Here is a 14,606-nt window from a genome sequence, read left to right as displayed (position 1 = left end):
CTGTACTATGAGACATGGTGCTGCCAGGTATCGTGCGATTTTATCGCGATAATGGGGCTGGATTTGAAAAAATGTTGTATCTTTGCACCACGCAAAAAAGATGAAACAGATGAAAATACTTATTGTGAACGGTCCCAACCTTAATCTGCTCGGACAGCGCGAACCAGGCATCTACGGCACCTCGTCGTTTGAAAGTTATCTGCCTACGCTGCGGCAGCGTTATCCCGATGTGGAGATAGACTACTATCAGAGCAATGTAGAGGGAGAACTCATCAACCGCATGCAGCAAGATGGATTTACGGTAGATGGCATCGTGCTCAACGCCGGTGCATACACCCACACTTCTATAGCGCTGCACGACTGCATCAGGTCGCTGAAAAGTCCAGTGATAGAGGTACATATCTCCAATGTGCATCAGCGCGAACCATTCCGCCACCATTCCTATCTCTCGCCAGCCTGTCGCGGAGTGATCTGTGGTTTCGGACTCGACTCCTACCGTCTGGCTATTGAAGCACTCATCGGATGACGCTCGATAACTATATATTGACCCATTCAGACCCAGAGCCCGACTATCTCTATAAGCTTTGGCGTGCTACCAATATCCATCTGCTCCATGGACGCATGGCATCGGGCCACCTCCAGGGCAGACTGCTGAAGATGTTGGTCGGCATGATACGCCCCAAGAATGTGCTTGAGGTGGGTACGTTTAGTGGCTATAGCGCCTTGTCAATGGCTGAAGGACTGGAAGATGGCGGACATCTCTACACTTTCGAAATCAACGACGAGCAAGAGGACTTTACCCGTCCGTGGATAGAACAGTCGCCATGGGCTGACCGCATCACCTTTCTCATTGGCGATGCCATTACCGAAGCGCCCCGACTCGGCGTCAGCTTCGACCTTGCTTTCATAGATGGCGACAAGCGCACATATCGCGAAACCTACGAAATGGCACTCTCGGTGGTGCGCAAGGGTGGCTTTATCCTTGCCGATAACACCCTGTGGGACGGTCATGTGGTGGATCCTTCCTACGGGAAAGACCAGCAAACCCAAGGCATCGTCTCTTTCAACGACTATGTCAGACAGGACTCCCGTGTGGAGCGTGTCATCCTCCCGCTGCGCGACGGACTGACCCTGATTCGCAAACTATAGGCGGCGAACACAGGCTTGCCTGCGGTTTCGTCCTTTCGCCACAACTCTGTAGAAAGAGGCAGAAACGGCAACCTTTTTGTATTCTGCTCACTTAATCGTACCTTTGACCTTACGGTCTTAGGTACTGTCGTTCGAGAATAAAAAATAAATTTAATTTTTCTTTTTGTATTCTGCTCACTTAATCGTACCTTTGCAGTACGAATTTAACTAGAACAAATCATCACACTTATGAAAACAAATTATGAAATTCGTTATGCAGCGCATCCCGAAGATGCAAAAAGCTATGACACTAAACGAATCCGACGCGATTTCCTAATTGAAAAAGTATTCGCCCAAGACGAGGTGAATATGGTTTATTCTATGTATGATCGCATGGTCGTAGGTGGAGCAATGCCTGTCAACGAGCCACTAAAACTCGAAGCCATCGATCCGCTGAAAGCTCCTTTTTTCACTACACGACGTGAAGTGGGTATCTTTAACGTGGGTGGAGCCGGAATCGTAAAGGTGGGCGACGAAACTTTTGAACTCGACTATAAGGAGGCACTCTACATCGGAAGTGGCGACCGTGACGTGGTGTTTGAATCGAAAGATGCTAAGCAGCCTGCGAAATTCTACTTCAACTCTACTACCGCACACAAGCAATATCCTTGCAAGAAAGTAACTAAAAAGGATGCGGTAGTGGCTCACATGGGTGCACTCGAAACTTCTAACGAGCGCGATATCAATAAGATGCTCGTCAATCAAGTGCTGCCTACTTGTCAACTGCAAATGGGTATGACCGAACTCGCACCCGGTTCTGTATGGAATACCATGCCTGCTCACGTGCACTCAAGACGTATGGAAGCATACTTCTACTTTGAGATTCCCGAAGATCAGGCCGTTTGCCACTTCATGGGCGAAGTGGAAGAGACACGCCACCTCTGGATGAAAGGCGACCAAGCTGTGCTCTCGCCAGAATGGAGCATACACTCGGCTGCTGCCACACACAACTATACTTTCATCTGGGGTATGGGCGGCGAAAACCTCGACTATGGTGACCAAGACTTCTCACTCATTACTGATCTGAAATAAAACATAAGTATATGACAAATCTATTTTCATTGGAGGGCAAAGTAGCCCTCGTTACCGGTGCTGCCTATGGTATCGGATTTTCTATCGCGGAAGCCTATGCTAAGGCTGGTGCAAAAATTGCTTTCAACTGCCGCAAGCAGGAACACCTTGATAAAGCTCTTGCCGACTATAAGGCTAAGGGTATTGAGGCTCACGGATACATCTGTGACGTGACCGATGAAGAGCAGGTGAAAGCTATGGTTAGCGACATCGAAAAGAAGTTGGGCGTTATCGATATTCTCGTCAACAACGCTGGAATCATCAAGCGAATCCCCATGACAGAAATGTCGGTAGAAGACTTCCGACAGGTGATTGACATCGACCTCAACGCTCCTTTCATCGTATCAAAAGCAGTATTGCCAGGCATGATTAAGAAGGGACATGGTAAGATTATCAATATCTGTTCTATGATGTCGGAACTCGGAAGAGAAACCGTTTCGGCATACGCAGCGGCTAAGGGCGGACTGAAAATGCTCACACGCAACATCTGCTCGGAGTTTGGTGAATACAATATCCAGTGTAACGGACTCGGTCCAGGATATATCGCAACACCACAAACCGCACCCTTGCGCGAACGTCAGGCAGACGGTAGCCGCCATCCATTCGACAGCTTTATCTGCGCCAAAACACCTGCAGGACGCTGGCTCGAACCTGAAGAACTCATGGGACCTGCTGTCTTCCTCGCTTCAGACGCATCAAATGCTGTCAACGGACATATTCTCTATGTGGATGGAGGTATTCTGGCATATATCGGAAAACAGCCCTGATGTCAGAAACTGATACTTATCAGCCCAAAAAGGAAACAGACTGAAAAAAGAATGGGGACTCCAAAACGGAGTCCCCTATTCTTTGTTGGGCCTAAAGACACAGATTACTTGTTGATAGCCTCTGCAAACTCAGCACCAGCCTTGAACTTGGCAACCTTCTTTGCAGCGATGGTGATCTTCTCACCTGAACGGGGGTTGATACCCTCGCGAGCGGGCTTCTCAGCAACGGCGAAAGTACCGAAACCTACGAGCTGAACTTTATCACCTGCGGCGAGAGCGGCCTTAATTACGGATACGGTGGCCTCAAGGGCTTTCTTAGAGTCAGCCTTTGTCAATCCTGCCTCGGCTGCAATCTTGTCAATCAATTCTGTCTTGTTCATAATTCTGATTTTTTTGATAAATTATTAATAGTTTTTGTCGGTTCTTATTTAATTTCTTGGCAAATATAGGGGAAAGTATTCAAAAAACAAACAAAAAATCAAAAAAAGTGAGTTTTTTACTAAAAAAAACCGCTTACAAGGCACTTTTCATGCCGAAACAGCAAGATTTTTAGTAATTTTGCGACCGAAAAGAAATAACAAGAGCTTACATATAATAAAACGAAGGAACAACACGATGAATAATATACCAAGTATTACAAAGAACCTGCTCATCATCAATGTACTGGCATTCTTTGCCACATGGGTGTTTGAAAAACAAGGCCTCGATCTCACAGCAACATTCGGTTTGCATTTCTTCATGGCCAAAGACTTTTCGTTCTACCAACTCGTTACATACTTGTTTATGCACGGTTCGTTCATGCATCTATTCTTCAACATGTTTGCAGTATGGATGTTTGGAACCGTTATGGAACGAGTTTGGGGACCAAAACGATTCCTTATCTACTATCTTGTATGTGGAATAGGAGCAGGTATCATACAGGAAGGTGTGCAATACATCAACTATGCCAACGAAAACCTTGCGGCATACGATTTCGTAATGACATCGTCAGGAAGAATTACAACCGAAGCGTACCTTAATCTGTGGACCACAGTAGGAGCGTCGGGAGCCGTCTATGCCATTCTGTTGGCATTCGGTATGACATTCCCCAACGAGAGAATGTTTATCATTCCATTCCCATTCCCCATCAAGGCAAAATGGCTCATCGGGGGATATATCGTGATAGAAGTGTGGTCGGCATTGAATACTCCGGGCGACGGAATAGCACACATGGCACATCTTGGTGGTATGCTCTTCGGATTTCTGCTCATACGCTACTGGCGGAAACATCCGAACATTGAACAGAGATTTAATGGCCAAAACGGTTTCTTCCAACAGATGAAGAAACAATATGAGAATAAGCGCCGCAACACCTTCCACTATCAGCCTTCTACCGAAACACCACGTTGGGAGGAACATAAAGAAAAGGAAGAAGACAGCGCACGGCAGGCAGAAATAGACGCTATACTCGACAAAATCAGAAAAAGCGGATATGACAGTCTGACTAAAGAGGAAAAGAAGAAACTGTTTGAACAAAGCAATAGAAATTGATTAAGCGACTCAAACAGTTCACTATAAAGATGGTAGCAGGCGCCAATATGGCGCTGGTACTCATCATGCTGGCCGTGGGATTCTCTGATAGACTCAATCCTGCCGACCATCCGGTATTGTCGTGCGTTGGAATGACATTCCCTATCTTGCTACTCATCAACTTGTGTTTCCTCTTCTTCTGGCTCACATTCAAGTGGAGAATGGTGTGGATTCCTATCCTCGGATATGTTGCAACATATATTCCCATCAGCACCTATATGCCACTCAATATGCAATTTACAGATCCTGATGAAGGCGCAATAAAGCTCATTTCATATAACGTATGTACCTATGGGGGCAACTATAAATATGAAGATGGATTTGGGACCGTGTGCCAATATCTGCATGATGAACAGCCAGATATCGTCTGTCTGCAAGAAGATGTGGATACGTGGAGAAGATATGCATTTAAAGAATTTCAGAAGACATTTGCCTATAACGATACTGTCCACTTTAATCCAGGACCTGCCATCAATGGAGTTGGCATACATACCAAGTTTCCCATCATACGAAAAGAACGAATCAACTATCGCTCAGAGGCCAATGGTAGTGTGGCTTGGTATCTGCAAGTGGGAAACGATACACTATTGGTAATCAATAACCACTTCGAAGGAACACACCTCTCAACAGAAGACCGACATAACTACCAAAACATCATTAAAGGCAATATCAAGGGACAAGAGGCCAAACATGAATCAAAAAAACTGCTCATCACACTGGCTGAATCATCGGCAAGGCGTGCTCCGCAGATTGATGCAGTATGTCAATACGTGGAAGAACATAAGCAGTATCCTATCATACTCTGCGGAGACTTCAACGACAACCCCATTTCCTACTCGCGCCACAAAGTATCTACAGTACTCAAAGACTGCTTCACCACAACAGGAAAAGGACTCGGATGGTCGTACAATCAAAAAGGATTTTACTTCCGCATAGACCACATTTTCTGTTCCAACGATATACAACCATACAACTGCAAGATAGACAATAAAATAGATGCCAGCGACCATTATCCCATAGTCTGTTGGCTTAAAATCAACGGAAAACCTTGAAAAATACACGTTTTTCAGCGAGAAATTTCGCTAAGTGAAGAAAAATAAGTATATTTGCAAACTATTTGGGAAAAAATATACAAAATAAAATAAAACAATAAAAAAATGCAAAACAAAGGAATCGTAAAATTCATCGCACTGGTTCTGATACTCGTGTGTATCTTCTACCTCTCCTTCTCCTTCGTGACACGCTACCATGAGAATAAGGCAGCGGCCATGACTGAAGAGAAAGGCCAGGAGTATCTCGACTCTATCATGAACGAGAAAGTGTACTGCGGAATCTACTCTTTCAAGCAGTGCCGCGAAATGGAAATCGGCCTCGGACTTGACCTGAAGGGCGGTATGAACGTGATTCTTGAGGTTTCAGTGCCAGACGTTGTTGACGTACTCGCTGACCACAAGACAGACGTTGCCTACAAAAAGGCCATGGAAGAAGCTAAAAAAGAAGAGGAAACAAGTCAGGAAGACTTTATAACACTCTTCGTGAAACATTGGAAAAAAGAAGGAAACGGTCGTCCACTCGCAGCCATCTTTGCTACACAGCAGATGAAAGGCAAAGTGAGCACCAGCAGCAGCGATGCTGAAGTTGAACGCGCACTGCGCACTGAAGTGCAGTCTGCTGTGGACAACTCATTCAATGTGGTACGCAACCGTATCGATAAATTCGGCGTGGTACAGCCTAACATCCAGAAACTGGAAGGACAAAGCGGACGAATCATGGTTGAAATGCCTGGTATCAAAGAGCCAGAGCGCGTGCGCAAATTGTTGCAAGGTAGTGCAAACTTGGAGTTCTGGGAGACCTACAACACCAAGGAAATCGTACCATTGCTGAGCCAGCTCAATCAGAAATATGCCGTAACAGGTGGTGCTGCTGAGGCAGAAGCCGACACAACAGCTACCGAAACTACTGCAAATGCAAAGGCCGCAACCAACGATTTGGCAGCAAAGCTCAATGCTGGAAAAGCTAATGCAAGCAAAGAAGAAGCAAAGGCTATTGCTGCTGCAAAGAAGCAGAACCCTCTCTTCTCTGTACTCCAGCCCATGCAGGGTGATGGTCTTGCCATTGTAGGTTACGCTAATGCACGCGATACTGCAGAGGTCAACAAGATTATCTATTCTGATATTGCCAACCAAGTGTTGCCTGCTGAGTGCAAACTCCGTTGGGGTGCTAAAGCTGAAGACTTTGGTGGACAGAATACTCGTGGTGATATCTTCGCTCTCTACGCATTGAAAGTGACTGAGCCAAACGGACGCGCTCCACTGGAAGGTGACGTTATCACCGGGGCTAAAGATGAGTTCGACCAGATGGGTCACCCATCGGTTTCTATGCAGATGAACTCTGACGGTGCACGCCGCTGGTCACAGATTACCAAGCAGAATATCGGTCGTGCTGTTGCCATCGTACTTGACGATGCCGTATATAGCGCACCGCGTATCCTTACACAGATTGACGGTGGTAACTCTTCTATCACTGGTAACTTCACAATAGAAGATACTAAAGACCTTGCCAACACCCTCAACTCAGGTAAAATGCCTGCTCCTACACGTATCGTACAGGAAGAGGTCGTAGGTCCTTCACTCGGTGCACAGTCTATTCAGCAGGGCGCTATCTCATTCGTTGTAGCTTTCGTACTGCTGATGATTTATATGGTAATGCTCTATGGATTCATTCCTGGAATGCTCGCAAATATTGCATTGCTCTTCAACCTCTTCTTCACACTTGGTATCTTGACGTCATTCCAAGCTGCCCTGACCATGCCGGGTATTGCCGGTATCGTGCTCACATTGGGTACTGCTGTGGATGCCAACGTGCTTATCTATGAGCGTACGAAGGAAGAACTCCGCAAGGGACATACCGTGAAAGAAGCACTCAACCTCGGTTACTCGAATGCCTTCTCGGCCATCTTCGACTCTAACTTCACTTCGTTGATTACTGGTATCATCCTCTACGTATTCGGAACAGGTCCTATCAGAGGCTTCGCTACTACTTTGATCATCGGTATCTGTGTATCATTCTTCACCGCTGTATTCATGACACGTCTGGTTTATGACGGCAAGATGAAGAAGGATAAGTGGCAGAATCTCACTTTCACCACCGCTTATTCACGCAACATGATGCAGAATACCAAGTTCAACTTCATGGGTGCATATAAGAAGTCATTCACCATCTGGGCTGTTGTGGCAGTTCTGTTCTGCATAAGCTTCGCTGTTCGCGGACTTAGCAAGAGTATCGACTTCACCGGTGGTCGAAACTACGTGGTAACACTCGACAAGTCTGTACCTGTTGAGCAGGTACGCACTACATTGGCTGGCGCATTCGTCAACACCGTTGGTGAGAACGCAGGCAAAGAGGCAAACACCAGCGTTATCGCACTCGGTACTGATGGAAAGACAGTTCGTGTTTCTACCAACTGGGATATCGAATCAAACAATCCTCAGGTGGACGACAAGGCTGAAACTATTCTTTATAACTCATTGAAGAAGGCTGGACTGGTTAGTCAGGAGAGCGTTGAAGACTTTAAGAACCCAGATATCCGCAAGGGTGGTTCTATCATTAGCTCATCAAAGGTTGGTCCTTCTGTTGCTAAGGATATTACTCACGGTGCTATCATCTCCGTATTCATCGCCTTGATTGCCATCTTCCTCTACATCTTGCTGCGTTTCCGCAACCTCGCTTACTCTGTAGGTGCTACTGTAGCATTGGCACTCGATGCCCTTATCGTTGTAGGAATGTACTCGGTATGCTGGGGCATTCTCCCCATGTCGTTGGAGATTGACCAAACCTTCATCGGTGCTATCCTGACCGTTATCGGTTACTCTATCAACGATAAGGTGGTGGTATTCGACCGTGTACGTGAGAACCACAGCCTCTATGCAAAGCGCGATTTGCAGTCATTGTTTAATGGTTCGCTCAACCAGACACTGGCCCGTACCATCAACACCTCTGTGACTACATTGATCGTATTGCTGTGTATCTTCGTTCTCGGAGGCGACAGTATCCGTTCATTCTCATTCGCAATGTTGCTGGGTGTAATCTTCGGAACGCTATCGTCTATCTTCATAGCTGCTCCTACTGCATTCCTTGTAATGGGTAAGACCATCCGTGAAGATAATGCCGGAGAAGCAAAAGCATAAGGATACACCTTATTAATATATATAGCGAGCCCGCTTCCACATGGAAACGGGCTCGCTTTTTCAATTCATCAATAGGAAAGAAGGTCGAACGAGAACTGATATCTTAGTTTCGAAACCACTACAACCGTCTTTGTCGAGAACGTCACTCGAATAGAATGAGTACGTCTGATGTATGGGATAGTGCGGTTTCTTTCCGCAGTTGATAGAGAACTTTACTCGAAATAATAAAGGAAGGCAGCAATACCCTCAAGGGCTGGTTTGCGTTGTCCCTCAATTTCAATCTTGAACTTAATTTCAGCCTTACAGATACCGCGAAGGTTTTGAATAGCATGAAGAGTAGTGACAAGGCGCACGCGACTGCCGGTGATAACAGGTTGGCCGAAGCGCATGTCAGTCATGCCGTAGTTGACCAACATCTTGATATTGTTGACTTCAATAATCTGATCCCACATGTATGGCAACAGACTTAACGTCAAGTAACCATGAGCAATGGTGCTCTTGTAAGGACTCTCCTCTTTTGCGCGCTTTACGTCCACGTGTATCCACTGGTGGTCGAGTGTAGCATCAGCAAAGAGATTGATGCGATCTTGATCTACTTGCAACCAATCGGAAGCACCTAATTCCTCGCCCAGATGGGCGGCAAACTCGTCATACGAGTTGATGACTAATTTTCCCATAATATCAATATTTGTATTAGAAATATGCTACAAAGGTACTCAAAAATAATCATATTACAATTATATTTCGTACCTTTGTGGTCGCATTTCGGCTGCCCTGATAGTTAAATGGATATAACAAGGCTCTCCTAAAGCTTAGTTCCGAGTTCGATTCTCGGTCGGGGTACTATCGAATCTACTACTAAGCATAAGGCGATGATGACTAATATAGAAATAAAGAAAGTAACCACACGTCAGGAATTGAAACAGTTTGTGCAGTTTTACTACGAGATGTATCGTGAGTGTAAGCAGGCTGTTCCGTTTCTTTATTCCGAAGAGATGAATACTTTGCGACATGACTGTAATACGGCGTTCGAATGTTGCGAGGCGGAATACTATCTTGCTATGCGAGACGGGAAGGTTGTGGGACGCGTTGCAGCCATCATCAACCATCGGGCTAATGAGCGATGGAACCGCAAGGAGGTGCGTTTCGGATGGTTCGACTTCATCGATGATGCTTGCGTGAGCCGTGCACTGATGGATGCTGTCATGCAGTGGGGACGCCAGAAAGGCATGAATGAAATAGCTGGGCCACTCGGATTTACTGATATGGATCGTGAAGGTATGCTGATTGAAGGATTCGATGAAGATGCCACGATGTATATCAACTACAACTACCCTTATTATATAAAACATATGGAGCAGTTGGAAGGATTTGTCAAAGACAATGACTATATGGAATATCGGGTGAAAGTGCCTGAAGTGGTGCCTGAGAAATTCCATAAAATTGCCCAGATGATACGCAAGCGCTACAATCTTCAAATACATAAATTTACAAGAAAGGAACTTGTTGAAGGAGGTAAAGGACGTGAAGTATTTGATATTATCAATGCCACTTACAAGGACCTTTATGGTTACAGCCAACTCTCAGAGAAGCAGATTGACCAGCTTGTGGAACAGTATATTAAGATTGCGGACTTGAAATTGGTGACCAGTATTGAGGACTGGAACACTCCTGATCATCGAATGATAGGATTCGGAATAGCTTTCCCTTCGTTTACTAAAGCACTTCGCCAAACGCGTGATGGGCGTATGTTACCATTCGGTTGGTGGCATCTTTTGCGTGCATTGAAGTGGCATAAGACGGATACTGCCGACCTTTTGCTTATCGGCGTGCTACCAGAATATCGTGCCAAGGGTGCCAATTCGCTCATTTTTGACGACCTCATTCAGCAGATTCAACGCTATGGCTTCAAGTGGGCAGAGGCTATGCCACAGATGGAAACCAATGAGAATGTGCGCAGCCAATGGCAGTATCTTGATGCTAGACAGCACCGTAGGCATCGTTGCTATCGTAAACAACTTGTATAAGTATAGGGTTTTCTTTTTAGAAAACTTACAAATGGGGACTTTTTCAAAAGTTTCCCATTTGTGTTTTATAACTTATTGTGTATTAGCGAATTGACATTTATTAACACAACAAAAGTTGTCCAAAACGAAAATCTTATAATATTTATTTGTATCTTTGCAAACGGAAAATAACAACCCAATAACCAATTCATAATTCCAAAAGTTATAAAAGCATGATACAGACAGTAGTAAAGCGCGACGGACGCATCGTGGGATTTAACGAGCAAAAGATTATGGCCGCTATTCGCAAGGCCATGATCAGTACAGAGAAAGGTGAAGATGATAGCCTTCTACAGACTATTACAGACCGCATTGCCGCACGTGGCAGTGCTCAGATGACGGTAGAGCAGATTCAGGACTCGGTAGAAATGGAGCTTATGAAGAGTTCGAGAAAGGATGTTGCACAGCGCTACATTGCCTATCGCAACCAACGTTCCATTGCCCGTAAGGCTAAGACTCGCGACGTGTTCCTTGATATTGTCAACATCAAGAACAACGACGTGACACGTGAAAATGCCAATATGAATGCCGACACCCCTGCCGGTATGATGATGAAGTTTGCATCTGAAACCACTAAACCCTTTGTCGATGACTATTTGCTCTCACCTGAGAGCCGCGATGCCGTGGAGCACAACTATCTGCACATCCACGACAAGGACTACTATCCCACGAAGTCCCTCACCTGCTGTCAGCATCCTCTCGACAATATTCTCACTAAAGGTTTTGTTGCCGGACATGGCGCCAGCCGTCCTGCTAAGCGCATTGAGACTGCTGCCGTACTGGCTTGTATCTCTCTGGAATGTGCACAAAACGAAATGCATGGCGGACAGGCTATTCCTGCCTTCGATTTCTATTTGGCTCCATACGTACGCCTATCGTATATAGAGGAACTGAAAGCGCTCGAAGATTTGTATGGTGAGAGTTTTGCAGACCTGTATCATGAGCCGCTGATTGACTATCTAAAGCAGGATCTTGATGGTTTGAAGGGTAAAGACCGTGTGCGTCAGCATGCTATCAACAAAACTGTCAGTCGTGTACATCAGGCTATGGAAGCTTTTATTCACAACATGAACACCATTCACTCACGTGGTGGTAATCAGGTTGTGTTCTCAAGTATCAACTATGGAACCGATACTTCGGCTGAAGGTCGTTGCATCATGCGTGAATTGCTCAACTCTACTTATCAGGGTGTGGGTAATGGTGAGACTGCCATCTTCCCAATCCAAATATGGAAAAAGAAGCGTGGTGTCAACTATCTGCCACAAGATCCTAACTACGATTTGTATCAGCTGGCATGTAAAGTGACCGCTCGTCGTTTCTTCCCCAACTTCCTCAACCTCGATGCTACCTTTAACCAAAGTGATGCATGGCGTGCCGATGACCCCAAGCGCTATATGAACGAGGTTGCCACTATGGGTTGCCGCACTCGTGTATTCGAGAACCGTTTCGGTCCAAAGACCTCTGTTGGTCGTGGTAATTTGTCGTTCTCAACCATCAATATCGTGCGTATTGCCATCGAATGTATGGATGTGAAAGATCAGGAGGCTCGTATCGCCAAGTTCTTTGCAAAACTCGATGAAGAGTTGGAAATAGCTGCTAAGCAGCTCGACGAGCGTTATCAGTTCCAGAAAACCGCTTTTGTTAAACAGTTCCCACTGTTGATGAAGAGTCTTTGGATTGGTGCAGACAAACTGAATTCTGATGATACTATTGAGAGCGTCATCAACCAAGGCACCCTTGGTATTGGTTTCATCGGCTTGGCAGAATGTCTTGTAGCACTGACAGGAAAGCATCATGGCGAGAGCGAAGAGTCTCAGAAACTGGGTCTGAAGATTGTGGGTTACATGCGCGACCGCGCCAATGATTTCTCTGAGCGTTATCAGCACAACTACTCTGTTCTTGCTACTCCTGCAGAAGGCCTTAGTGGTAAATTCACCAAGAAGGACCGCGCAGAGTTCGGATCAATCCCCGGTGTGACCGATCGTGATTATTATACCAATTCTAACCATGTGCCCGTTTATTACAAATGTTCAGCTCGTCACAAGGCGGAAGTAGAGGCTCCATACCACGAAATGACTCGTGGTGGTCACATCTTCTATGTTGAAATCGACGGTGATGCCACCCACAATCCACAGGTTATCATGAATGTTGTAGATATGATGGACCAGTTGAATATGGGTTACGGTTCGGTGAACCACAATCGTAACCGTTGCATGGACTGCGGATATGAGAATGCCGATTCACACCTGGAAGTATGTCCTAAGTGCGGTAGCAAGCATATTGATAAGTTGCAGCGCATTACCGGTTACCTCGTAGGAACTACCGATCGTTGGAATCACGGCAAACTATGCGAGTTGAACGATCGTGTGACCCATATTGAAGGTTCGCAACAGCAGAATCTTTTCGACGAGAAATAATCCATCAGCAACATAATTGTTGGATTGATTTCTACGAAACAAACAGTCAATCACTCCATGATACAAGTACTTGATATCATAGAAGACACAATGGTAGATGGTCCGGGTTTCCGGACCTCTATCTATTGTGCAGGTTGTTATCACGAATGTCCTGGTTGTCACAATCCTCAGTCCTGGAATCCAGGAGGTGGACATCCGATGACCACTGACGAGGTGATGAAAATCATTGTAGCCGATCCTTACGCCAACGTAACATTCTCAGGAGGTGACCCCCTGTATCAGGCAGAAGGCTTTACCGAGTTGGCTCGTGCCATTCGTAGCCAGACTCAAAAGACCATTTGGTGTTATACCGGTTTTACCTTTGAGGCCATCGTGAAGATACCGCGTTATCGGCAGTTGCTCGATGAAATAGACGTTTTGGTTGATGGTCCCTTTGTGAAATCCTTGCGCGACGAAGACCTCCTTTTTCGTGGAAGCAGCAACCAGCGCCTTGTTGATGTACCAGCATCACTTGCCAAAGGAGAGGTGGTGGAATTTCATCCCGACGTCGAAGTATAATGTCCTTAGACACAAATTAAAACCTTGGCGACTTTGCTGAGTTCTGTTGTTACTATAATACTTAGTTGACGATATATCGAAAGAAACTTGTTTCTCAGCAAGACGATGTCAGAAACCACCATCTTTAATAAACTGGCTCAAATATCGTTGGGGCGTGATTATTAAGTGCGCTAAGCAGAAGCGCTTGCTTACGTACTTTGTTTTCCTTAATCTATCAGTCATGGCTATAGGTAGTCTTTGCCTCTATCAACATAGAGGCATGCAAATGGACGAGACCAACCATATCTAGTATAAACTTGTAATCAAGACCAGAAAGGACAAAAGCATTGGCGCGAAGTTGACTCCATCCTGCATAGGAACAGAGGCTTCTATGACAGACTCTTCAAATAATACATGATTTGTGTCATGTATTGTTCTATTTGAGGATGTTGGAACACAAACTGGGAGCAAACCATAGACTTACAGAAATGGTTTCGGCTATGAAATGGTGGTTTACGAGAGAAATATGGTGGGTGGAAATAAAAAAAACGCCGCTACTCAACACGAGCAGCGACATCCAAAGCCTATGTATAACTAAAAATCCTTTCTTTTTGTTTTCCAACCTCAAGATTGGATTGCCTTGCGGCATGTATATGTTGTATGAAACAAAATTCTATAAAAAAAAAGAAAGTTATGGGAGCCTCACGGCGACCACTGTTATCCATATTTCAAACTTTCTTTTTACCAATAACTAAAAACCTAAAACTATAAATATTACTACTAACCTAAAACAATCTATTAACC

General features: G+C 45.3%; 12 protein-coding genes and 1 tRNA gene. 11 read left to right on the top strand and 2 right to left on the bottom strand.

What is annotated here, in order from left to right:
* Positions 1-109: 109 nt before the first annotated feature.
* The 4 genes from aroQ (at position 110) to CIK90_RS11240 (ending at position 3,026) form a co-directional block, all read left to right on the top strand.
* On the top strand, positions 110-526 hold the full coding sequence (gene aroQ, locus CIK90_RS11255) for a type II 3-dehydroquinate dehydratase (RefSeq protein ID WP_094389881.1): 417 nt from the start codon (positions 110-112) through the stop codon (positions 524-526).
* Positions 523-1,149 carry an O-methyltransferase gene (locus tag CIK90_RS11250; RefSeq protein WP_094389857.1) on the top strand — a complete coding sequence of 209 codons (627 nt, stop codon included), beginning with the start codon at positions 523-525 and terminating at the stop codon, positions 1,147-1,149. Before aroQ ends, CIK90_RS11250 begins: the two co-directional genes overlap by 4 nt.
* Positions 1,150-1,377: 228 nt before the next feature.
* Positions 1,378-2,220 (top strand): 5-dehydro-4-deoxy-D-glucuronate isomerase, encoded by an 843-nt coding sequence (gene kduI / locus CIK90_RS11245; protein ID WP_094389856.1) that lies wholly within the window; start codon positions 1,378-1,380, stop codon positions 2,218-2,220.
* An 11-nt stretch (positions 2,221-2,231) separates the two neighbouring features.
* A complete protein-coding gene (locus tag CIK90_RS11240; protein ID WP_094389855.1) occupies positions 2,232-3,026 on the top strand; it encodes a gluconate 5-dehydrogenase in 795 nt (264 codons plus the stop codon).
* A gap of 104 nt (positions 3,027-3,130) precedes the next feature.
* On the opposite strand, the gene CIK90_RS11235 is transcribed toward CIK90_RS11240, so the two are convergent.
* Complete coding sequence (locus CIK90_RS11235) at positions 3,131-3,406, bottom strand: HU family DNA-binding protein (RefSeq protein ID WP_094389854.1); 276 nt, start codon at positions 3,404-3,406, stop codon at positions 3,131-3,133.
* Positions 3,407-3,641: 235 nt separating this feature from the next.
* Between CIK90_RS11235 and CIK90_RS11230 the strand changes: the two genes are divergently transcribed.
* The 3 genes from CIK90_RS11230 to secDF all read left to right on the top strand — a co-directional run bounded on the left by CIK90_RS11230 (position 3,642) and on the right by secDF (position 8,782).
* On the top strand, positions 3,642-4,556 hold the full coding sequence (locus CIK90_RS11230) for a rhomboid family intramembrane serine protease (protein ID WP_094434022.1): 915 nt from the start codon (positions 3,642-3,644) through the stop codon (positions 4,554-4,556).
* Positions 4,553-5,647 (top strand): endonuclease/exonuclease/phosphatase family protein, encoded by a 1,095-nt coding sequence (locus CIK90_RS11225; protein WP_094434021.1) that lies wholly within the window; start codon positions 4,553-4,555, stop codon positions 5,645-5,647. Before CIK90_RS11230 ends, CIK90_RS11225 begins: the two co-directional genes overlap by 4 nt.
* A 105-nt stretch (positions 5,648-5,752) precedes the next feature.
* Entirely contained in the window at positions 5,753-8,782 is a 3,030-nt protein-coding gene (gene secDF / locus CIK90_RS11220; protein WP_094465463.1) for a protein translocase subunit SecDF, read from the top strand.
* A gap of 212 nt (positions 8,783-8,994) precedes the next feature.
* Here secDF and CIK90_RS11215 read toward each other — a convergent pair whose 3' ends face one another.
* Entirely contained in the window at positions 8,995-9,459 is a 465-nt protein-coding gene (locus CIK90_RS11215; protein WP_094389850.1) for a MaoC family dehydratase, read from the bottom strand.
* A 94-nt stretch (positions 9,460-9,553) separates the two neighbouring features.
* Here CIK90_RS11215 and CIK90_RS11210 point away from each other — a divergent pair.
* From CIK90_RS11210 to nrdG, 4 genes are all read left to right on the top strand, one after another.
* Positions 9,554-9,625: transfer RNA gene (locus CIK90_RS11210), tRNA-Arg, on the top strand.
* 29 nt (positions 9,626-9,654) lie between these two features.
* Positions 9,655-10,809 (top strand): N-acetyltransferase, encoded by a 1,155-nt coding sequence (locus tag CIK90_RS11205; RefSeq protein ID WP_094389849.1) that lies wholly within the window; start codon positions 9,655-9,657, stop codon positions 10,807-10,809.
* A 212-nt stretch (positions 10,810-11,021) separates the two neighbouring features.
* Positions 11,022-13,265 (top strand): anaerobic ribonucleoside triphosphate reductase, encoded by a 2,244-nt coding sequence (locus tag CIK90_RS11200; RefSeq protein ID WP_094465461.1) that lies wholly within the window; start codon positions 11,022-11,024, stop codon positions 13,263-13,265.
* Positions 13,266-13,322: 57 nt separating this feature from the next.
* Positions 13,323-13,823, top strand: coding sequence for an anaerobic ribonucleoside-triphosphate reductase activating protein (nrdG, locus tag CIK90_RS11195; RefSeq protein WP_094465459.1), 501 nt, complete (start codon positions 13,323-13,325; stop codon positions 13,821-13,823).
* The last annotated feature ends 783 nt before the right edge of the window (positions 13,824-14,606 follow it).

The sequence above is a fragment of the Prevotella sp. P5-126 genome (assembly GCF_002251185.1).
Taxonomy (GTDB): domain Bacteria; phylum Bacteroidota; class Bacteroidia; order Bacteroidales; family Bacteroidaceae; genus Prevotella.
The sequence above is the reverse complement of the archived record's forward strand: the minus strand, read 5'-3'. Positions and strand labels throughout refer to the sequence as shown.